20 protein-coding genes are annotated in these 21,374 nt (G+C 65.1%); 6 read left to right on the forward strand and 14 right to left on the reverse strand.

What is annotated here, in order from left to right; genetic code table 11:
• The first annotated feature begins 46 nt into the window (after window positions 1-46).
• Window positions 47-1,432 carry an adenylosuccinate lyase gene (purB, locus tag QA600_RS02560; RefSeq protein WP_278290388.1) on the forward strand — a complete coding sequence of 462 codons (1,386 nt, stop codon included), beginning with the start codon at window positions 47-49 and terminating at the stop codon, window positions 1,430-1,432.
• Between the two features lie 301 nt (window positions 1,433-1,733).
• Here purB and QA600_RS02565 read toward each other — a convergent pair whose 3' ends face one another.
• The 6 genes from QA600_RS02565 to QA600_RS02590 all read right to left on the reverse strand — a co-directional run bounded on the left by QA600_RS02565 (window position 1,734) and on the right by QA600_RS02590 (window position 8,855).
• Complete coding sequence (locus tag QA600_RS02565) at window positions 1,734-3,638, reverse strand: PAS domain S-box protein (RefSeq protein WP_278290389.1); 1,905 nt, start codon at window positions 3,636-3,638, stop codon at window positions 1,734-1,736.
• Window positions 3,639-3,783: 145 nt separating this feature from the next.
• A complete protein-coding gene (locus tag QA600_RS02570) occupies window positions 3,784-4,860 on the reverse strand; it encodes a M20 family metallopeptidase (RefSeq protein ID WP_278290390.1) in 1,077 nt (358 codons plus the stop codon).
• Between the two features lie 126 nt (window positions 4,861-4,986).
• A complete protein-coding gene (locus QA600_RS02575; RefSeq protein WP_278290391.1) occupies window positions 4,987-5,394 on the reverse strand; it encodes an SPW repeat protein in 408 nt (135 codons plus the stop codon).
• Window positions 5,395-5,483: 89 nt separating this feature from the next.
• On the reverse strand, window positions 5,484-6,719 hold the full coding sequence (gene lysA, locus QA600_RS02580; RefSeq protein WP_278290392.1) for a diaminopimelate decarboxylase: 1,236 nt from the start codon (window positions 6,717-6,719) through the stop codon (window positions 5,484-5,486).
• A 589-nt stretch (window positions 6,720-7,308) separates the two neighbouring features.
• A complete protein-coding gene (locus QA600_RS02585) occupies window positions 7,309-7,638 on the reverse strand; it encodes a hypothetical protein (RefSeq protein ID WP_345782004.1) in 330 nt (109 codons plus the stop codon).
• Between the two features lie 452 nt (window positions 7,639-8,090).
• Entirely contained in the window at window positions 8,091-8,855 is a 765-nt protein-coding gene (locus QA600_RS02590; RefSeq protein ID WP_278290394.1) for an aldo/keto reductase, read from the reverse strand.
• Between the two features lie 605 nt (window positions 8,856-9,460).
• On the opposite strand from QA600_RS02590, the gene QA600_RS02595 reads away from it, so the two are divergent.
• Complete coding sequence (locus QA600_RS02595) at window positions 9,461-10,330, forward strand: amidohydrolase family protein (protein ID WP_278290395.1); 870 nt, start codon at window positions 9,461-9,463, stop codon at window positions 10,328-10,330.
• Window positions 10,331-10,411: 81 nt separating this feature from the next.
• Here the strand turns inward: QA600_RS02595 and QA600_RS02600 are convergent, their stop codons facing one another.
• The 5 genes from QA600_RS02600 to QA600_RS02620 all read right to left on the reverse strand — a co-directional run bounded on the left by QA600_RS02600 (window position 10,412) and on the right by QA600_RS02620 (window position 13,933).
• A complete protein-coding gene (locus QA600_RS02600) occupies window positions 10,412-10,870 on the reverse strand; it encodes a MaoC/PaaZ C-terminal domain-containing protein (protein WP_005553996.1) in 459 nt (152 codons plus the stop codon).
• Between the two features lie 138 nt (window positions 10,871-11,008).
• A complete protein-coding gene (locus tag QA600_RS02605; protein ID WP_278290396.1) occupies window positions 11,009-11,854 on the reverse strand; it encodes an enoyl-CoA hydratase-related protein in 846 nt (281 codons plus the stop codon).
• Window positions 11,851-12,732, reverse strand: a complete 882-nt coding sequence (locus tag QA600_RS02610; RefSeq protein ID WP_278290397.1) for a 3-hydroxyacyl-CoA dehydrogenase family protein — start codon at window positions 12,730-12,732, stop codon at window positions 11,851-11,853. The genes QA600_RS02605 and QA600_RS02610 overlap by 4 nt, the downstream gene beginning before the upstream one ends.
• 59 nt (window positions 12,733-12,791) lie before the next feature.
• Window positions 12,792-13,130 (reverse strand): AzlD domain-containing protein, encoded by a 339-nt coding sequence (locus QA600_RS02615; protein WP_278290398.1) that lies wholly within the window; start codon window positions 13,128-13,130, stop codon window positions 12,792-12,794.
• Complete coding sequence (locus QA600_RS02620; protein WP_278290399.1) at window positions 13,127-13,933, reverse strand: AzlC family ABC transporter permease; 807 nt, start codon at window positions 13,931-13,933, stop codon at window positions 13,127-13,129. The genes QA600_RS02615 and QA600_RS02620 overlap by 4 nt, the downstream gene beginning before the upstream one ends.
• A 321-nt stretch (window positions 13,934-14,254) precedes the next feature.
• Here QA600_RS02620 and QA600_RS02625 point away from each other — a divergent pair, with 321 nt between their 5' ends.
• Entirely contained in the window at window positions 14,255-15,391 is a 1,137-nt protein-coding gene (locus QA600_RS02625) for a thiolase family protein (RefSeq protein WP_278290400.1), read from the forward strand.
• Window positions 15,392-15,413: 22 nt separating this feature from the next.
• Here QA600_RS02625 and QA600_RS02630 read toward each other — a convergent pair whose 3' ends face one another.
• Window positions 15,414-16,832, reverse strand: a complete 1,419-nt coding sequence (locus QA600_RS02630) for a zinc ribbon domain-containing protein (RefSeq protein WP_278290416.1) — start codon at window positions 16,830-16,832, stop codon at window positions 15,414-15,416.
• On the reverse strand, window positions 16,832-18,007 hold the full coding sequence (locus tag QA600_RS02635; RefSeq protein WP_278290401.1) for a thiolase domain-containing protein: 1,176 nt from the start codon (window positions 18,005-18,007) through the stop codon (window positions 16,832-16,834). The genes QA600_RS02630 and QA600_RS02635 overlap by 1 nt, the downstream gene beginning before the upstream one ends.
• Window positions 18,008-18,106: 99 nt before the next feature.
• On the opposite strand from QA600_RS02635, the gene paaK reads away from it, so the two are divergent.
• The gene (gene paaK / locus QA600_RS02640) at window positions 18,107-19,393 is read left to right on the forward strand and encodes a phenylacetate--CoA ligase PaaK (RefSeq protein ID WP_278290402.1); all 1,287 of its coding nucleotides are present in this window, start codon (window positions 18,107-18,109) and stop codon (window positions 19,391-19,393) included.
• Window positions 19,394-19,478: 85 nt separating this feature from the next.
• On the opposite strand, the gene paaI is transcribed toward paaK, so the two are convergent.
• Window positions 19,479-19,877 carry a hydroxyphenylacetyl-CoA thioesterase PaaI gene (gene paaI, locus QA600_RS02645; RefSeq protein WP_278290403.1) on the reverse strand — a complete coding sequence of 133 codons (399 nt, stop codon included), beginning with the start codon at window positions 19,875-19,877 and terminating at the stop codon, window positions 19,479-19,481.
• Window positions 19,878-20,096: 219 nt separating this feature from the next.
• On the opposite strand from paaI, the gene paaA reads away from it, so the two are divergent.
• Complete coding sequence (paaA, locus tag QA600_RS02650; RefSeq protein ID WP_278290404.1) at window positions 20,097-21,038, forward strand: 1,2-phenylacetyl-CoA epoxidase subunit PaaA; 942 nt, start codon at window positions 20,097-20,099, stop codon at window positions 21,036-21,038.
• Window positions 21,039-21,040: 2 nt separating this feature from the next.
• Window positions 21,041-21,358 carry a 1,2-phenylacetyl-CoA epoxidase subunit PaaB gene (paaB, locus tag QA600_RS02655; RefSeq protein WP_278290405.1) on the forward strand — a complete coding sequence of 106 codons (318 nt, stop codon included), beginning with the start codon at window positions 21,041-21,043 and terminating at the stop codon, window positions 21,356-21,358.
• Window positions 21,359-21,374: the final 16 nt, after the last annotated feature.

Here is a 21,374-nt window from a genome sequence, read left to right on the forward strand (position 1 = left end):
CCTCGTTTCGATACGCTTTTGCACCGCGCTGGAAAGGATCGGAACGATGACCGACACCCACGCCCTGTACGCCGTCTCGCCGATCGACGGCCGCTACGCGGGTCGGACCGAACGGCTCTCGCCGTACGCCAGCGAGGCCGCGCTGATGCGGGCTCGCGTCCGCGTCGAGGTCGAGTACCTGATCGCGCTGGCCGACCTGGAAGTGACGCCGCTGGAGCTTTCCCTCGAGGAGCGCGAGCATCTGCGCGGGCTGTACGAACACTTCGCAGAGGAGGATGCCCGGCTGATCAAGACCCTCGAGACCGACGGCTACGGCGAGTTCGAGGCGACCAACCACGACGTGAAGGCCGTCGAGTATTTCGTCCGCCACCGCCTGCCCGAGGGCAGCGACGCCGGCCCCTGGATCCACTTCGGACTGACCAGCGAGGACGTGAACAACCTCGCTCACCGCCTGCTCCTCGCCGAGGCCGTCGCCGAGGTGCTGTTGCCGACCCTCTACGACCTCCGGGAGACCCTCGCGGAGATGGCTCGCGAACACCGTGCCCTGCCGATGCTCGCCCGAACCCACGGCCAGCCCGCGACGCCGACGACATTCGGCAAGGAACTGGCCGTCTACGCGGCCCGACTGGGTCGGGCGACGGGCCGGATCCGGAACGCGGCGGACGATCTCTCGGGCAAACTCGGCGGCGCGTCGGGCACCTACGCGGCCCACGTCGCCGCCTATTCCGACGTTGACTGGCCGGCGTTCGCCGAGGCGTTCGTCGAGGACCTCGGCCTCGAGTTCGTCCCGCTGACGACCCAGGTCAACCCCTGTGACGACCTCGCAGCGCTGTTCGACGCCTTTCGGGGTGCCAACGACGTTCTGCTGGATCTCGACCTGGATATGTGGCTCTACGTCTCCGATCGCTACCTCGGCCAGGAGGCCGTCGCGGGCGAGACGGGGTCGTCGACGATGCCCCACAAGGTCAACCCGATCGACTTCGAGAACAGCGAGGGGAACCTCTCGAAGGCCAACGCCGATCTCGCCTTCCTCGCCGACTACGTCACGACCTCGCGGCTCCAGCGAGACCTCTCGGATTCGACGGTCAAACGCAATATGGGTGCGGCGCTCGCCCACTGCCTGATCGGTTACGACAAGACCATGGCGGGCCTCGAGAAGGTCGTCCCGAACGAACACGTCATGCGAGACGACCTCGAGTCGACCCCCGAGATCATCGGCGAGGCCGTCCAGACGATCCTCCGCCGGGAGGGCCAGGAGGGTGCCTACGAGCGGGTCAAGGAGCTCACTCGCGGGCGGGAGGTGACGCTCGCGGACTTCCACGAACTGTTCGACGACCTCGAGGTCGACGACGACGTTCGCCGGGAGCTGCGCGAGCTGACCCCCGCCGCGTACACGGGTGTCGCGGGCGAGCTCGTCGACGACCTCGACTGATCTCCGGCTCAGACCGGCTCGACGGAGACGTTCGAGCCTCCAGCCGTAGTTACCGATCGGTGCCGTCGCGAGTCGTCGGCCCCTCGCAGCTTGCTCCGATTCGGCGACGAACGGGTCGGGCCGAGTTTCACCCGCCTCAAGACCGGTCGACCAGTACTGATTTGAACTGACGGCCGCTAAGGGACACCCATGTTCGAAGCACTCTTTCCCGAGATCGCTACCGCCGTGCTCTTTCTCATCGGGATCGTCAGCATGATCATCCTGCTGTACATCTCGACACAGTGGTGAGACGCGACAGGCGTCACCGCTCGCGCTCGCCGTCGGCGAACTCGAGGCCGGTGAGTTCGAATCTCGCCCCGCCGTCGGTGCCGCCGGTTACGGCTACGTCCCAGCCGTGTGCGTCACAGATCCGCTCGACGATCCCGAGTCCGAACCCGGTACCGCCCCGACGCTCCGAGTAGCCCGTCTCGAAGACCGCCTCGCGTTTCTCCGCCGAGATCCCGGGCCCGTCGTCCTCGACGTAGATCCCGCCGTCTAGCTCCCCGACCGTAACGGTTACCTCGGGCCCGCCGTGTTCGACCGCGTTGCGAACGAGGTTCTCGAGGAGCCGCTGGAGCCGGCTCGGGTCCGCCTCGATCGATCGCTCCGTCTCGACCTCGAGGGACGCCTCGGCGGTCTCGACGTGACACCAGCAGTCGGCGACGGCCGCCCCGACGTCGACGGGTTCGGTCTCGAGCACGGACCGTCCCTCCCGCGCCAGCGTCAGGAGGTCGTCGATCAGCGCCTCCATCCGATCGTGGGCCCGCGCGACGTCCTCGAGGTTGTCGTCGTCACACGCCTCGCGAGCGAGTTCGAGCCGGCCCGCGGCCACGTTCAGCGGGTTCCGGAGGTCGTGTGAGACGATGCTGGCGAACTCCTCGAGGCGATCGTTCTGGCGCTCGAGGGCGGCCTCGCGTTCGAGTCGCTCGATCGCGTTCGCAGTGTGACTGACGAGCAGCTCCGCGAACTCGACGTCCTGGGCGTCGAACGCCGACGTCTCGGTGCTGGTCGCCTGGAACACGCCGGAGTCGCCGACCGGGACGCTGAAGCCCGATCGGTAGCAGTCCTTCGCGGGGTCGGCGTCACCGTCGGGGGTAATTTCGTCGACGAGGTAGGACTCGTCGGACTGAAACGTCTTGCCGGCGAGCCCCTGATCGAGGCGCATCGGTCGGCTTCCCTCCGTCGGGGCGTCGGCCGAGGTCGCCCGCGGAACCAGCCACTCACCCTCGCACAGCAACAACGAACAGAGGTCGAACTCGAGGACATCGGCCGCTGCATCGACGGTCCGTTCACAGACGGCGTCGACCGACTCCGCGGTCTGGATCGTCGTCGCGATCTCGTGAAGCGACTCGAGGACGGTCCGATGGCGCGTTCGCTCGGCGACCTCCCGGCCGATGCCGACGAGTCCGATCAGTTCTCCGTCGGGATCTGTCAGCCGGGAGCCGGTGAACTCGTAGGGGATTCGCTCTTCGTCGGCCGTAAGCAGCGCCGATTCGACGGTTTCAGGTTCGCCGCTCAGGACGTTCTCGATCGATCTCGATATCGGCTCCCGCTCGTCGGTCGGAACGAACTCGAGGGCGTTCATCTCGGTGATCTCGTCGTCGGTGTAACCGGTCACTTCCGGAAGCCGTTCGTTCCAGCGACGAAGTCGTCCGTCCGTTCCGAGCACGTAGAAGATGTCGTCGAGCACGTCGAGTCCCTGCTCGATGAACTCGCGCTCGCGCTCGAGTTCGCGCTCGTATCGCTTGCGGTCCGTCACGTCCTGCTGGATCCCGACGAAGTTCGTCACCTCGTCACCGTCGAACAGCGGCGCGATCGTCACGCGGTTCCAGAACGGATCGCCGTCCCTCCGGTAGTTCAGCAGTTCGACGGTGACCGATTCGCCCGCGTCGATCGCCACTCGCATTCGCTCGACCGGTTCCGGATCGGTTCGCTCTCCCTGGAGGAACCGACAGTTCCGGCCGAGGATCTCGCTCCGGGCGTAGCCGGTGAGCCGAACGAACCCCTCGCTCGCGTACGTGATCGGATTGTCCTCCCGGCCGGGATCGGTGATGACGACCCCGACGGGCGCCTCGTCTATCGCCTGCTCGCGCAGCAACAGCGCCTCGTGGACCGCCTCGTCGTCGGATCCACCGGCGGCGCCCTCATCTGCCTTCTCCGCAGTCATTAGTCGATGTGATCTATCACGTCAACCGTGAATAGTGTTATCGCTCGGATTCGAGCCGACTGCCAGTCGAAGTTATGGGTAGCTCTCTAAACCTATCGTGATCGATCGCGCACGATTTTGCCGACCGACCGATCGAGCGGGACGATCACGAGAGCAGCGACTCGAGCGTCTCCGTGACGGTCTCGGCCGCGGTTTCGACCTCGGTGAGTCGGACGTACTCGCGTTCGGCGTGGGCGACGGGACCGTCGTCGTCGGCCAGCACACCCGGTCCGAAGACGACGGTCGGCGCATCGGTCGCGAAGAAGGAGGCCTCGGTCGCCGCGCCGAACGGGCGGATCTCGCCCTCGCTTGCGGCCTCAAGCGCACGCACCAGCGGCTCGTCCTCGTCGGTGACGAACGGATCCGGAAACGGCGTGTCGGGTCGGATCAACTCGACCGATACCGAGAACTCGTCGGGGACGCGCGCCTCGAGGAACGCCTGCAGCTCCTCGCGAAACGAGTCGCTCGTTTCGGGCGGGACGTTCCGGCGGTCGAACGTCAGCCGACAGGAGTCGGGTACGCGGTTGGGCGCCTCGCCGCCCGACAGCGCCGAGGGGGTCAGCTTCGGTTCGCCGAGTATCGGGTCCGCCTCCGGCCCCCGCTTCTCGTCGTAGCGCCCCAGCGCCTCGAGGACGTCGGCGAGTCCGAACACCGGATTTCGTTCGGCCGGAACGCTCGCCGCGTGGCCGGCCTCGCCGTCGAGGGTGATCGTCCCCTCACACTGGCCGCGGGCGGCGACACAGACGTCGAGTTCGGTCGGCTCGCCGACGATATAGCCGTCGGCCGACAGCGTCCGTCCGAGGTGTTCGGCGCCGGTCATCAGCGTCTCCTCGTCGGGCGTCAGGGCGAGCGTGACCCGTCCGGTGGTCGGCTTCACGCGGAGGAAGGCTGCGAGCAACGCGGCGAGGGGCCCCTTCGCGTCGCAGGCACCGCGGCCGCGCACCGTGTTGCCGTCCCGTTCGTAGGGGACGTGGGGCGCGACGGTGTCGAAGTGCGTGTTCAGGACGAGGTGGGGACCGTCGTCGCTCCCGCGACTCGCCAGCACGTTCCCGCGGGCGTCGACCTCGGGCTCGCGGCCGGCCTCGCGTAGCGTCTCGAGCAGCAGTTCGCGCATTGCCGAGACGTCCTCGTGGGACGGAGTTCGGACGGCCTCGGCGTGGAAGGTGGTGATGTCGAAACTCATGAGTATCGGCCGTCATCGGGCGACGGCGCGTCGATACCGTCAGTTTCCGGCGGCGAGTCATAAGCCCCCGCTTTCGTCGAGATCCGCTGGCGTTCGAATCCGGAATTCCGTCCTCGAGAGGGGGCGCTACGCCGACGTCGAGGGTTCCGCCTCGAGCTTCCGGCCTCCGTAGAGGCAAGCCGCCGCCAGCACGGCGACGAGCGCGCCCGCGACGACGTTGCTCCAGAACAGGATTCCCATCTCGACGCCGAAGACGAACGGCGCCGCGACGGTCCACGCTCCCGCGACGAGAACGATCAGCGGGGCGACTGGTGCCGGGAGCCGACCGCCCGACGGACGGGCCGCGGTGTAGGCCGCGAACGCGGCCGCGACGGCGCCGACGAGGACGTTGTTCGTGACGATCCAGCCGAATCCCGTCACAAACACGCCCGACCAGAAGATCCAGGTGCCAAGCACCGCTGCCAGCCCGGCGAGGCGCGGAACGGGCGGCAACCGCCCCGTTCGTGTCGACCGTCGTTCGCTCACAGTACTCATACAGCTACCGATGGGCTCGAGGTGTCTAAAACCACCACACACCGTCGTACGGGCCTGACAGTCCGGCTTCGATGGAGTTGCGGGCTGGGCTACTGCTCCACTCGCGTCACGTCCTCGAGGCGCTCCCGACGGCGGACGACGCGGGCCTCGCCGTCCTCGAGTCCCACTTCGGCGGGCCGGGGCTGGGAGTGGAACTGGCTCGCGAGTTCGTAGCCGTACGAGCCCGCGTTGCCGATCGCGAGGACATCCCCGCGTTCGGGCCGGGCGACCGGGCGGTCGTGGGCGAAGACGTCCGCGCTGGTACAGACCGGCCCGCCGACCGTGACGGGGTGGGGATCGCGTTCGGGCGCGCTGACGTTGTACATCGGGTGGTAGGAACCGAACATCGCCGGGCGGATCAGCGTCGCCAGGCTGGCGTCGATGCCGACGACGGTCGTGTCCGGAGCGTCCTTGATCGTGTTCACCTCGGTCAGGATCAGTCCCGCATCGGCGACGACGTAGCGCCCGGGCTCGAGTTTTAGCGTCGCCTCCAGTTCGCCCACTGCGTCGCGGACCATATTCGAGGTCTTCTCGAGGTCCAGGGGCTCCTCGTCCTCGCGGTAGGGAACGCCGTAGCCGCCGCCGACGTCGACGAACTCGAGGTCCTCGTCACCGACCCGGCGAGCCATCTCGCCGACCCGTTCGATGGCCTGGCAGTGTTCCTCGAGCCCCTCGGTCAGGACGCCGCTGCCGGCGTGGGCATGGAGCCCGACGAGCTTGAACTCCTCGCGGACGCGGTCGGCGACTTCGGGCACCTGCTCGTAGGAAATCCCGAACTTCGCGTCGGCGCCGGTGGCGACCTTCTCGTGGTGACCCGTCCCGATTCCGGGGTTGATCCGAATGGCGACTCGGCCGTCGTAGCCCCGCTCGGCGAGTCGGTCGAGCGTGTCGGTCGCGCCGATCGTGATCGTCAGGCCGGGCGCCTCCTCGGCGAGATCCGTGGCGTAGTCCAGATCGTGATCCGGCGGGTTGACGGCGGTATACTGCAAGGTGTTGGGATCCGCGCCGGCGTCGATCGAGCGCTGGAGCTCCCCCCAGGCCGCACACTCGATGTCGGCGCCGGCCTCGAGGACGGCCTCGAGGACCGCCTTCCCCGTGTGGGCCTTCGCGGCGTACATGACCTCGGCGTCCGGGAAGGCTTCCGAGAAACGGGTGTAGTTCTCCTTGACGCGGTCGAGATCCATCACGTACAGCGGCGTCTCGTACTCGTCGGCGAGACCCTCGAGTCGCTCGTGGTCCCAGTCGGCGAGCCGGCGAACCGCCGGCGAGTCGGCGAGGTCGGTCATCGTTCGTCTCGAGTGACCGCGACGAAACAAGGGTTTGGGTTTGCCGTTCTGGTCTCTGCGGGTGGAAGAAGGATTTCGGTGCTCGAGATGGCGAGTGACCTACCGCTACGTACAGCAACCTCTTTTATCGGGGGCGTCGGCTGGCGTCTACGACGCCAGCCTCAACCCCCGGCAGAACCCGTCGATGTCGTCAGAGCGCAACACGTTCTGACTGCTAATCAGAACCGCTTCGCGGTTCTGATGATGCCAAAAGGCCGCTATCACGGGGTTTCTTCCCGCTCCGGCAGTGAACCGTTCGCTTCGCTCACGGATGCTCGGCATTTCCCGCAGTGTTCCATTCGAACTCTCTACGTAACGCCTATCTAGTTCCAGCACAACCGTACTCGAGAGCCACAGCCGCTACGTATAGGGCAAGTAGGTAACGGCACAGCAATCGGTTCCTCTGCTAGCTGTCAAGAACGTCCTGCTAAATATAGGTCAAGCAGGTACGGAGAGACGATCAATCTCTCCGAGAGCTGTCAAAAGCCGACTGCTGAATGGAGCGGATGAATGCAGCAGCGAGTTACACGATACCTGCACGGATCGCTGATTATTCACCACTGGCGAAATACAGATAGATCGCACAGACTGCAAGCACCGCTTCAGCAGCTTTTGTGATCACCGCGAGTGGATTTACATTTCCTTCCATATAGAAGGCTTCCACACCCCATCCTTGGACCGGGAACAGTGCCAGAATCGTTACGATCGCGTATAGAGCCGCGACAATGAACAACCACCGTCGCCAGAATCGGGTCACATAAAGAATAGCTCCACCGAGAAAACCGAGACCGTTGAGAATAAAGAGAACAGCGAGTAGCAGGCTCATTTCGATCGCGTTCGTCGATGCCACTAGATGTAGTACACCTGTTATGAGTGCCATTACAATGGCGAGATATCCGATAGGGTTTGATGGACGGTTCAAAATCGACTCGGGATTGGGTGAACGGTTTGTCCCCATATTCACAATATTGTGCAACCCATTATAATGGCTTATGGTACAATCAACGAACCACGACAGTGATGACCTCGTTTAACGAGATCCGGGAGCACAATCGAAGGAAGCGTACGGCGAGTCGTGGACACAAGGGGTCTCCGCGTCCCCCGGCCGGTTGGTTCGTGAGCTTCGCTCACTCATCCACTGGCAGCGCACGCTCTGCCAGGCCGGTCGCTCGTGTTATCTGCCCACGGGCACGGAGTGCCCGCTCGCACGGTACGCGGGACTATCGGTCCCGCGCTACTTGCGAAGACTTCGCACAACGCCGAACGCCGACTCGATGTTCGCTTGTCGCCGCCCAGCGTGTGCCACCACACAGTTGACCGGTCTTCGGATTCCTACTCCGGGAACAGCTCCTCGGTTCGCTCGACGGCGTCGATTCGCTCGAGATCGTCGGGATCGTGCTCGAGCTCCAGTGCCTCGAGGTTCGCCTCGAGGTGTTCGCGGCTGCTCGCTTTCGGGATCGGGACGACGCCCGCCTTTGCGGCTAACCACGCGAGACAGACTGCCTCGGGGGTGGTCTCGTGGGCCTCGGCGACGTCGACGATCGCCTCGATCTCGCCCGCGCGGCCGTTCGCCAGCGGCGAGTAGGCGACGAGCGGATAGCCGTGCTTTCGGGCGTGCTCGAGCAGGTCCCCGGGCTGGAACAGCGGGTGGTACTCGACCTGGTGGGCCGCGATCGGCGCCTCCAGGACGTCGGCGGCGGCCTCGAGTTCCGCTATCGAAAAGTTGCTCAGACCGACGCCGCCGATCGTTCCCTCCTCGTACAGTTCGTCGAACGCCGATAGCGTCCGCTCGGGCTCGTAGGCTTCGATCGGACGGTGGACGTACAGCAGGTCGACGTCCTCGAGGCCGAGTCGCTCGAGGCTCTCCTCGGTCGTCCGGCGAATGGTGTCGGGCGCGAGACTGTCGGCCCACACCTTCGTCGCGACGACGACGTCCTCTCGGGGGACCGAACTACGAGCCAGGCCCTCGCCGACGACGGCCTCGTTCCCGTAGATCTGGGCCGTGTCGAGGTGTCTGTAGCCACACTCGAGGGCGGTCGCGACCGTGTCGGGATCCTCGATCCCCATCGTACCGAGTCCGATCGGTGGTAGCTGCATAGGAGGGGGTTCTCGAGTGGAGCCTAAGAGCCCTCGTATCGAGGTACGTTGGCTCGATTCCACGCGTCGATAGCACTCTCGTCTCGATCCTCAGCCACCGGTCTAACAAATATAATATTTACACTAGAATATGATATTTCTCTCCGGAAGGTGAACGAGACTCGTCGGTCCCATTAATCAACCTGCTCTTTAAACAGGCCATTGAACGCCTGAAAAGACCACAAGTGGGGTTATCGCTATCCAAAGTCGGTTTCCCCGTCTGAGTTCCGTTCCGTACGTTCGGGTAGCCCGTATCTATCGAAAATCGCATTAGAACGGTATTAAAACCCGAAATGCTGGTTTCACACTCATATTTGCTCGTCCAGACCGAGCTCGCCCCGGTACTATTTGAAACTGGTAGCTTAGCACTATCATAATATTGTTGTTATTAAAGGGTGGATGTCTGGTTCCTTTTGCGGATCCGCGGAGGGGGGAGACCTTCTCCCGACGGGTATCGATACGAGCAGTGTAAGTGTCTCCCTCACTCGAGATTCAGTCCGTTCTCCTCCCGTTCTCAATTCAATCATCAATCACACATATGTACCGTCGGCACGAACGGCTACCGTATGGGCCCGACTATCCCTGCCGACGAGCCGCGCGCAATCGACACGCACGCTCACCAGCCGACCAGCGAGTTCCTTCACGACGCCGGCGGGCAGATGATGAAAGATGCCGCCGATCGGTTCGGTGCCGATCTCGAGACAGATACCTACGAGAACATGATCGAGCAATACCACGAGGCCGGCGTGGGTCGGGCCGTGTTGCTCGGCTGGGACGCGGAGACGAACACGGGGAATCCACCCGTTCCCAACGACTACGTCGCCGAGGTTCGCGACGAGTACTCGGACTTCTTCATCGGGTTTGGTTCGGTCGATCCGCTCAAAGACGACTGTGTCGAGGAGGCGATCCGCTGCGTCGAGGACCTCGACCTGAGCGGGTTCAAGTTCCAGCAGATCGCACAGGGGTTCGATCCCTCCGCTCCCGAACACGAAGAGCTGTGGGCGACGATCGAGGATCTGGACGTTCCTGTCGTCTTCCACGGCGGAAACTCCACGCTCGGCGCGTGCTCGCCGGGTGGTCGCGGACTGAAGATCAAGTACGGCAACCCGATGCTGATCGACGACGTCGCCGCGAACTACCCCGACCTCCAGATCCTCATCGCCCACCCTGCCTACCCCTGGGAAAAAGAACAGCTCGCGATTTGCCAGCAGAAGGGTAACGTCTACATGGATCTCTCCGGGTGGATGCCGAAGTACATCGACGACCAGGTGCTCCACTACGCCAAAACCCTCCTCTCCGAGAAAGTGATGTTCGGGACTGATTATCCCATGCTCGAGCCGGGACGCTGGCTCGAGCAGTTCGCAGAGTTGGGGTTCGACGAGGAGCTACAGCGACGAATCCTCTGGGAGAACGCCGAAGAGTTCCTCGAACTGTAATCCACCTTCGGTGGCGTCTCTTGAGTCCCCGTCTCGAAACCGGTTACACGCGACCGAGAGGGCGGCTGGACGTCCTCGCCGTTACTCCTTGCGCTTGATCAGGAACTTCATGTCGCCCTCGAGGACGACGGTGTCGTCCTGGTTGGTCATCACCGTATCGAGGACGACGATGCCGGCGTCGTCGTGGTCGACGTCTTTCTTCTCGGTGACCTCGATGTCGAGCGAGAGCGTGTCGCCGATGTAGACCGGGTTCGGGAGGTCCATGTAGTTCATCCCGAGGAACGCGTACGCCGTGCGCTCGACGATACCGGTGCGGTAGACGAAGCCCGTCGCCTGAACGAACGTCATCGGGCCGTGAGCGATCCGGCCGTCGAACGGTCCCTCCTCCGCGTACTCCTTGTTGGTGTGCAGTTCCGTCCAGTCGCCGGCGAGCGCCGAGTGCATCATGAAATCGGATTCCGTCACGGTTCGACCGACGCTTTCGAACTCCTGGCCCTCTTCGAACTCCTCGAAGTGGTGTGGCTCGTAACTGTATGCCATGGTCTGTTGTTCATGAAAGTGTAATATATACGTTTTCCTTCGAGCGCCAGTTCGTCCGCGAGGTATCGCCAGCTTACCGTCCGTTCCGCCGCCGAACAGTCTCGGCCGAGTCGGGCTGAATCGGCCAGAATCAAGACGTTATCGACCGTTCCACTCGGGATCGCGATCCTCGAAGAAGGCGTCGATCCCCTCGTCTTTGTCCTCGGTAGCGAACAGCTGGGCGAACAGCTCCGCCTCGTACTCGATTCCCTGCTCGAGATCCATCCGCGAGGCCGCCTTCACCGACTGCTTCGCGAACTCGAGGGCGACGGGGCTCTTCGAGGCCATCGACTCGGCAAGGTCGTAGACCTCTCCGTCGAGCGCCTCCGAATCCGCACAGACCCCGTCGACGAGACCGATCTCGTGGGCCTCCTCGGCGTCGATCAGTTCGCCCGAGAGGATCAGCCGCATCGCCTGTCCTTCGCCGACGAGGCGGGGGAGGCGCTGCGTGCCGCCGCCGCCGGGCATAATCCCGAGATTGATCTCGGGCTGGCCGATCTTCGCGCGCTCGTGGGCGATGCGGACGTCACAGGCCTGGGCAAGTTCGCAACCACCGCCTAGCGCGTGCCCGTTGAGTCGACCGATAACGGGCTGGGGCAGGTCGTCGACGACCTCGTACACCCGCGGTCGGCTCGAGGCCTCGCGCTGGTCCAGAGCGCTCCGGTCGCGGAACTCGCCGACGTCGGCGCCGGCGACGAACGCCTTGGCCTCGTCCGCGCCGGTGAGGACGACGACCCGGACGTCGCTGTCGGCGACCGCCGCGAGAACGTCCTTCAGTTCAGCCCGGACCTGTGCGTTCAGCGCGTTTCGCGCATCTGGTCGATCGAGAGTGACCGTCGCGACGCCGGGAACGCGGTCGCCGACGCTGGCGTGGACCGTTTCGCAGTCCGCGGCGGCTTCGTCGATCGCCTCGGTCCCCTCGACGGGGCTCCCGGGAAGGCTCATTCGTCCACCTCCCCGCTGACGCCGACGATCTCCCCGTCCTCCCAGACGTAGAACCCTTCGCCGGTCTTCTTGCCCAGCTTGCCCGCGCGGACCTTCCGCTTGAGCGCCTGGGGCGGTCGGAACCGCTCGCCGAGTTCCTCGCGGAGGTACTCGAGGATGTCGAGGCGAACGTCGAGCCCAACGACGTCGCCGAGTTCGATCGGTCCCATCGGGTGGTTGTAGCCGAGTTCCATCGCGGCGTCGATGTCCCGCGGGTCGGCGACGCCCTCCTCGACCATCCGGACCGCCTCGACACCGAGCGCGACGCCGAGTCGCGAAGAGGCAAAGCCGGGCGAGTCGGTGACCTCAACCGGCGTCTTCCCGATGTCCTCGACGAACTCGTGAGCGAACTCGAGGGTCTCCTCGCTGGTCTGTTCGGCGACGACGATCTCGACGAGCTGCATGATGTGGACGGGATTAAAAAAGTGGAGGCCGATGACGCGACCGTCGCGCTCTGCGGCGCTTGCGATCTCCGTGACCGACAGCGACGAGGTGTTCGTCGCGATCACCGTCTCGTCGTCGACCAGCTCTTCGACGTCTTCCATCGTTCCTTTCTTCAGGTCGACGTCTTCGGGAACGGCCTCGACGACGAGGTCGACCCCCTCGACCGCCTCGGCGAGATCCGTCGTTCCCGAGAGGCGCTCGAGCGCCGCGTCGGCCTCCTCGCGGGTGACCTTCTCGCGTTCGATGCCGCCCTCGAGGTTCGACTCGATCGACTCGAGCCCGTCCTCGACGTACTCCGTCTCGATATCCCGGACGACGACGTCGTGACCCGCCATTGCGGTTACCTGTGCGATGCCGTGGCCCATCGTGCCAGCTCCAAGTACTGCGACTCGCATACGCGACGCATAGAACGAGGCGGGTCAAAGCCGTTTCCGTTCCCGAAACCCGACACCATTCAGAAGAGAAGGAACTGGAACGTCCAGAGGGCGACCATCCCGGAGATGATCGTTAGCAGGATGTCGCCTCGCCACCACGCGACGCCGGCGGCGACGGCACCCGCCAGTAGGCGTTCGTCGAGGACCATCTCGGTGACCGCCGCACTCGGCGTAACGAGCTGGGGTGCGACGAGCGCCGCCAGCACCGCGGCAGGGACGAACTTCAGGAAGCGCTTGACCCTCGTGGGAACCTGGTTGACCCGACCGAACAGGTGGATGAACGACAACCGGATGAGGTAGGTGGCGACGGCGATCGCGACGATCACGGCCCAGATGCTGAGCATCGAGTACCCGTTCATCGCCCCATCACCTCCTCGGCCGCGACGCCAGCGCCGATTCCGACGCCCGCGGCGATGAGCAGATCAGCACCCTCTGGGAGCCCGGTCTGGGAGACGGCGAGCGCCGCGGCGATCGCGACGAGCGCGCTCGTGAGCGCGGCGACGAGCTGGGGATACGCGTCGATAGCCGGCACGAGAATCGCGAGGAAGACGAGCGGGATCGCGAACTGGAGGTTCAGCGAGGCCGGGATGCCGGCTCCGAGGACGTACCCGATCACCGTCGTGATGACCCAGACGAGCCAGATGCTCACCCCGAGCCCGAGGTAGTACAGGCGCTTGTCTCGATCACGGGACTCGTTGGCGTACTCCCCGATCGACACCGCGTAGACGTGGTCGGTGAGGAAGTACGCGAGGTACGCTCGCGTTCGTTTTCCGTACTCGGTGAAATGCGGCGCGATGGAGGCCGAGTACATGAGCATCCGGAGGTTGATGACGAGTCCGGTGAGGACGATGATCGCGAGCCCCGCGTTCGTAGCCATCAACTCGACCATGACGAGCTGTGCGGTGCCCGCGAAGATTCCTGCAGACATCGCAACCGTCTGGAGGATCGATAACCCCGCGCCGTCGGCGGCGATCCCGAACACGAGCGCGAACGGGATGAGTCCCAACAGGATTCCGATTGAGTCGCGGGCTCCTGCCCGGAAATCGACGTGCAGTAGTCGTGACAGCAGCTGCTGTCCCTGCGGGTTCTGTTCGAGAGCGGTGCGTGCGTCTGAATCGGCGGGCTCGTCTTGTCCCGCCGATGCGGTTTCGTTTCCTGTCATCCTGACCTCGAGAGAGGGTTCCGATCCGATCGGCCTCCGGATGAGTAGCGCCCTGGGTGCCGTGTAACGTGGGGTCGGTAGCGTCGACACTACTGCAGTACTGGAACCGACCCGTTCGGTGGGCGACCAGCTCGTCCGTCGGCGCGAATCGGCCGTTTCGGCTAACTCGCTACCACGTGGTGAGTGTTACCTATCACGTAGCATACCGTCCTCGTTGAAAACTGTATCGAATGATCATCCATATGCACTGTTCCACGGATCGACGGCGCAGAACCGTGCACGAGGCAAAACTTAACTATCGACCGTTCGATTTCTCGGTCGATGACCCGAGCTGAGGCCGTACTCGTCGATGCAGTACGAACCCCGCAGGGGCGAAAAGACGGTGGACTCGCCGATGTCTACCCCGAGGACCTCGTCGTCGCCGTACTCGAAGCGCTGGTCGAGCGAACGGGCGTCCCAGCCGAGGAATGGGACGACTTCCGCCTCGGCTGTGCGAACCAGGAGGAAGAGCAGGGCCGGAACCTCGCCCGCCAGTCGCTGCTCGCGGGTGGCTTCCCCGAGAGCGTGCCGGGCGCGACGACCACCCGACTCTGTGGTTCTTCGCTGACGACGCTCGTGGACGCCGTTCGTGCGGTCGAGACGGGCGATGGCGATGTCTACCCCGTTGTCGGAGTCGAACACATGAGCCGGATCCCCTTCTCGGACTGGCTCCATCCCGACATCGAGGAGCGCTACGATCCCGACGACCTCCCGATGGGCGCAACTGCCGAGCGCGTCGCCCGGGAGTACGACATCGGTCGCGAGGAACAGGACGCGTTCGCGCTTCGCTCTCACGAGCGCGCCGTCGCGGCCCGAGACGAGGGTCGGTTCGACCGCGAAATCGTTCCCGTCGACGGTCCAGAGGGGGTCGTCGAGCGCGACGAAGGCCCGCGGGAAGACACCGACCTCGAGACGCTGGCCGATCTTCCGACCGTCTTTGCCGACGACGACGAGGCGACGGTCACCCCCGGCAACGCCTCGCCGCTGACCGACGGCGCGGCCGGACTGCTCGTGACGAGCGCCGAGTACGCCGAGAAACACGACCTCGAGCCCCTCGCTCGCGTTCGCTCGCGCGGCGTCGCCGGCGTCGACCCCACCGTGATGGGGACCGGCCCGGTACCCGCGACCCGCGACGCGCTCGAGGACACCGACCTCACCGTCGAGGATCTCGATCTCGTCGAACTCAACGAGGCGTTCGCTTCCCAGAGCCTCTACTGCAAGCGCGAACTCGGCATCGACGGCGAGAAGCTGAACGTCAACGGCGGTGCGATCGCGCTCGGCCACCCGCTCGGCTGCTCGGGCGCACGCATCGCGACGACCCTGCTGCACGAACTCGAGCGCCGTGACGGGCGATACGGCCTGGCGACGATGTGCGTCGGGTTCGGACAGGGCGTTGCGGTAGTGTTCGAACGGGCGTAAGCGCGTCGTCGCTCCTCCTGTTCTACTCCGCCGCGAGTTGCATCTTGAACCCGTACCGGGTCACGCCCTCCTGCGTGTAGATCCGCCGGATCGTGGCTTCGACGCGGTTGCCGACCTCGACGGTCTCATCGGCGCCAGTTAGCACCTGCGTCGGCGTCGAAACGGTCCCGTCGTCGTCTCGAGGGCCGTCGAGTGCGACGACGGCGCTGACGAACGAGCCCTCGCGGGCTTGCTGTTCGACGAACTCGGGGGGCGCGCCGCCCTGGCCGATGACCGTCGCCGCCTCCACGGTTCCGGTTCCGGGGAGGGAGACCTCGTCGTACGCCTCGAGCGCACCACAGTCCGGACACGCGCCCTCGGGCGGGAACTCGAGCGACCCACACTCCTCGCAGCGACCGGCGACGAGGCGGTGGCGCTGCGGGATCGTTCGCTTCCAGCTCGGAACGCTGACGTACGCGCCGCCGCCGTCGGGCTCGCCGGACGTCACGTCGCCACGAACGCGCAGGTACTCGCCGTAGCGCAGGGTCTCGCGGCCCTCGAGCGTCGTCGCGACCGCGACATCGGTGGCGTCGACGGCCACTGCGGTTGCGCCGCCACCGGAGCCGTAGCCGAGCAGGACGAGGTTCTCGTGTCCGTCCTCGAGCGCGCTCGCAAATCCGAGCAGGACGCTCGCCGCGCCCGTATCGCCGAGGTCGTGGACCGTGGTCCCCGCCTGGAGCGTCTCGGAGTCGACGCCGAGCGACCCGGCGGCGCGGTAGGGGAGTTTCCCGTTCGGCGACTGCAGGCAGACCGCGTCGACCGCGGAGAGGTCGATCTCGAGGGCGTCCGCGGCGGCCGTAACTGTCTCCGTGAACGCCCGCCGGTCGTAGCCCGTGACGCCAAGTCCCGTCGTCTCCGCCTCGCCGGCGGGGCGGAACCGCGTCCCGGGGAAGGGGCTGACCCGCTCCGCGCGGTCGGTCACCGTTCCGGCGCCGTCGGGCGTCAGGACGACCGCCGCGGCTCCCGCGCCGCCCGCGTGTTCGATCTCGTCATCGTGCGCGCCGCGAGGGGCGTCGGTCGCGACGACGAGCACCGTTCCGTCCGCGACCTCGAGTCCCGACGTCAGCGCGTCGACGCCGGCGCGGGTGCTACCCGCGAACTGGCGCGTCTCGAGGGCGTCGTCGAGGTCGAGGAAGCTAGCGAGTCGGGGGGAGAGTGCCTCCTCCTCGTAGGGTGGCGTCGTCGTGCCGAGGAAGAGGTGCGAGACGGCGTCAGGATCGACGTCGCCCGCCTCGAGCGCTCGCGAAGCGGCCTCGTAGGCCATCGTCAGCGTATCCTCGTCGCCTGCGGGCACCGCGGTCTCGGAGATGCCGGCGCCGTGGAACTGTCCCCAGGCGTCCGTGACCGCGTCGGCGGTCAGTCGATACCGTGGGGCGTAGGCACCGACGCTTTCGAATCCCATCATTGCGCCACCTCCTCGTTCTCGAAGACGTGAACGGCCGTCGCACCACCGCTGCCGCCGACGTTGTGGGTCAGTCCGTAACGTGGGTTCTCGAGCTGGCGATCACCCGCACGCCCGGTGAGCTGGTCGAACGCCTCGACGACCTGGCCGGTACCGGTCGCGCCGATGGGATGGCCCTTCGACTTGAGGCCGCCGGAGGTGTTGACCGGGAGGTCGCCGTCGGGGTCGGTGACGCCCTCGCGGAGGAGGCGGGGCGCCTCGCCCCGGTCGCAGAACCCGAGGTCCTCGTAGGCGATGAGCTCCGCGATCGCGAAGCAGTCGTGGACCTCGGCGAAGTCGAGATCGTCCGGGTCGATTCCGGCGCGTTCGTACGCGCGGTCCGCTGCCTCACTCGAAGCTGAAATCTCGGTGTAGCTGTCGCGCTGAGCCAGTCCGACACGCTCGCTGGCCGCGCCGGTTCCCGCGACGCGAACGCGCTCGTCGGTGTACTCGTCGACGACGTCCTCGCTAGCCAGTAGCACGGCCGCCGCGCCGTCGGAGGTCGGACAGCAGTGATAGAGGTTGAGCGGGTCCGCAACCGCCGGGGCGGAAACCGCGTCCTCGAGTGAGCACTCGAATCCGAGGTGAGCCTTCGGGTTCTTCGCGCCGTTGCCGTGGTTCTTCACGGCGACCCGAGAAAGATCCTCTTTGGTCGCGTCGTGCTTTTCCATGTAGGCGCTGGCCATCTGGGCGTAGACACCCGAGAAGGTCGTTCCGGTCAGACGCTCCCACTCGGTTTCTCCGGAGACGCCGAGCCAGTACTTCGTGACGTCGCCGGAAAGGTCGGTCATGACCTCGAAGCCGCCCGCGAGAACGACGTCGGCCATGCCGCTTTTGATCGCCTGAACGCCCTGACGAACGGCGAAGCCACCCGCCCCACAGGCGTTCTCGGTCCGCGAGCAGGGCACGTTGTGGAGGCCGACGTGTTCGGTTACCGCCGGGCCCGAGAGGCCGAGCTGTCGCCCGCCGACACCGAGAGTAGCGACGACGGCCTCGTCGATTTCGTCCGTCTCGATACCGCTGTCGACGCTGTCACGGGTGGCTCCGTACGCCTCTGCGAACAGGTCTCGATAACTCCGGTCCGGAAACGAGCCGAAGGGGGTCTGTCCCGCGCCGATAACATAGACGTCTCGCATATCGAGGCCTTGTCACGAGTTAGTATATAGCTTCGGAACTCGGCCCGGAGAGAATACCACATCATTTTTTACCGTATCCCGGTAGAGAGGTAGTTGAGGATGGTACACAAAGACATAGAAGCTGCCTCCCGCGAGGAGCTACGGGAGCTGCAGAACGATCGACTCCGCCGGACTGTGCGGAACGCCTACGAAAACGTCGACTACTACCGCGACGAGCTCGACAAAGAGGGCGTCACACCCGAGGACATCGAGACGGTCGACGACATCACGAAACTCCCGTTTACGACGAAGGAGGATTTCCGCGACGAGTATCCCGACGGCCTCTTCGCCGTTGACGACGACGAGATCATCCGGATTCACGCGTCCTCGGGAACGACCGGGAAACCGAAGATCGTCTCGTACACCGAAGACGACCTCGAGGTCTGGAGCGAGGTCGTCGCCCGCAGCCTCGCGGCGGCAGGAGTCGAAGCCGGCGATACCGTCCAGAACGCCTACGGTTACGGGCTGTTTACGGGCGGTCTGGGTCTCCACTACGGAGTCGAGGAGCTCGGCGCGACGGTGATCCCGATCGGCGGCGGCAACACCCAGCGTCAGGTCGAGATGCTCGAGGATCTGGAGAGCGACGCGATCGCCTGTACGCCGTCGTACGCGCTGTATCTCGCCGAGACGGCCCAGGAGATGGGCGTCGACATCAAGGAACTCCCCCTCCGTGCAGTCATCTTCGGGGCCGAGCCCTGTACCGACCCGATGCGCGAGGAGATCGAGGAGCGCCTCGACGTGACTGGGATCGACATCTACGGCCTCTCGGAGATCATCGGACCCGGGGTTTCGAACGAGTGCTACGAGGCCCAGGACGGGCTCCACATCTGGGAGGACAGGTTCTTCCCCGAGGTTATCGATCCGGAAACGGGCGAGCCCCTTCCGGAGGGTGAAGAGGGTGAACTCGTTCTCACTACGCTCTCGAAGGAAGCCCTGCCCGTACTCCGATACCGAACCGGAGATCTGACGTCGCTTACCTACGAGACCTGCGAGTGTGGTCGGACGATGGTCCGGATGGACAACGTCACTGGTCGCGCCGATGACCTCGTCATCGTTCGGGGCGTCAACTTCTATCCGAGCGAGATCGAGGACGTCGTTCTCGAGTTCGACGAGGTCGCTCCCTACTACCGGATCGATCTCGATCGAGTGGACAACCTCGACACCCTCGAGGTCACGATCGAGCGCGAACCGGAGTTCGACGGCTCCGTCGACGACCTGCGCGATCGAGTCATGACGCGACTGCAGAACGTGCTGTCGTTCACGCCCGACACGTTGACGATCGCAGAGCCCGGCGGGATCGAGCGCACCAAGGTCGGGAAGGTAAAGCGAGTCTACGATCACCGCTGACGGGGACCGCGACGGCACCTTCTTTTGACGGCAGCGACGACCCCGTCGCCGTCGATGGCCGACGCCTCCTGTTCCGACTGCGAGACTACTGCTCGAGGACGTAGACGCGTCCGCGAAACGTCGCGACCCGGTCGTCGGCCTCGTCGGTAACGGATACTTCGTACTCGGCAGTTCGGCCGCCGACGTGTGTCTCTTCGGCGGTTGCAGTCAGGACGCTGCCGACGTCGACGGCCTCGAGATAGGAGACGTTCGTCTCGAGTGCGACCGCGGTGTCGCCGTGAGAGTTCGATGCGGCGGCAAACGCCGCATCGGCCAACGAATAGATGGCTCCGCCGTGGGGGGTCCCGTGGAAGTTGGTCAGATCGCTGGTCACCGCGAGTTCCGTGCGTGCGTATCCGGGCTCGAGTGCGACGAGTTCGATACCGAGCGTCTCACAGTAGGGGTCGTTCTCGACGTGCTCCCTGATGGCGTCGATAGACGTCATACCGCTACCCGTGTGCCGACCAGTAAAGAAACTACTGGCGGTCGTACTCCTCGGGGGGTATGGCCAACCCACCGGAGCTGGGTCGATCGGATTGAGACGTCTGTCCGCCCGAGAACGCCGTTTTGGCTTCAGCAGTTGTTACGGACGCCTTCGGGAGTATTTAAAACCACTTCATATGGGGGTGAAATACTATGGAGGAATCTACTCTGCAGTAGAGTAATGAACGTCGACGCAGTCACGGAACGCGCGGGGCCCCGGGAGTTCAGCCCCGCGGACGACCTGCCGCGGGAGTACCGGGAGGCCGCAACGCGGATGATCGAGTTCCACGCCAACAGCGAGATCATGGGCGCCTACCTCGAGCGGCCGTTCATCCGGCAAGCGCCCAGCATCGACCGCAAGCTGGCGTTCTCGGCGAAAGTCCAGGACGAGATCGGCCACGGTCAGCTCCTGTACCGTGCTGCCGAGTCCCTGGGCGTCAAGACTCGCGAGGAGATGCTCGAGGACCTGGCCAACGGCGACGGGAAGTTCCTTAACTGCTTTCACTACCCGCTGAAGAGCTGGGTCGAGGTGCCGATGATCTCGTTTTTCGTCGACGGGGCGGCGATGCGCCGGCAGGCGACGCTGCGCCGAACCAGCTGGGAACCCTACGCCCACGCGATGGACAAGGTCTGCTTCGAGGAGGGCTTTCACGTCAAACACGGCGAGGACATCCTCAAGGAGCTGATGACCGGCTCGCGCGCCGAACAGCAACGGACCCAGGAAGCGTTCGAGGAGTGGTGGCCCCGCATCATCCAGTTCTTCGGCCCGACCGACGACAAGAGCACCCACCACGACTTCGCCGCGTCGGTGGGACTCAAACAGCAGTCCAACGACGAACTCCGGGACGCCTTTCTCGACCAGTACATCCCCAAAGCTCGCAAGCACGGCCTCGAGATCCCCGACGAGCCCCGCATCCGGGAACGCGACGACGGCACCTACGCCGTCGAAGAAGGTGACCTCGACTGGGAGGAGTTCTTCACGATCGCCAAAAACAACTACGAGCCAGGAATCGGCCAGATCAACGGTCGCAAATACGCACAGGATGCCGTCCAGTGGGTTCGCGACACGATCGACGAAGACACCCCCGCCGCCGGCGGCCACGCGCCGCAGGCGGCCGACTGACCATGATCTGGGAAGTGTTCCGACAGGAGAAGACCGGCGGGTACCACACCCACTGCGGAAACGTCCACGCGCCCGACCGCGAGATGGCCAAACAGTTCGCGGCCATCCAGCACGGTCGGCGCAAACCCACGAACAGCCTCTGGGTCGTCCCCCGCGAGGAGATCGGCGAAATCGACAGCGAGGACGTCGCCTTCGGCGGCGCCACCGACAGGAGCTACCGCTGGGCGACCGCCTACAACACCACCGGCCAGGACGCCGTCGAGGTCGTCGAGAGCGAGGACGAGCAGGCCACCGCCGAACGACAGCGGGGTGACGACTGATGGCGGCGACCCTAGG

The organism is Natronococcus sp. A-GB1 (genome assembly GCF_029688845.1).
Lineage (GTDB): Archaea > Halobacteriota > Halobacteria > Halobacteriales > Natrialbaceae > Natronococcus.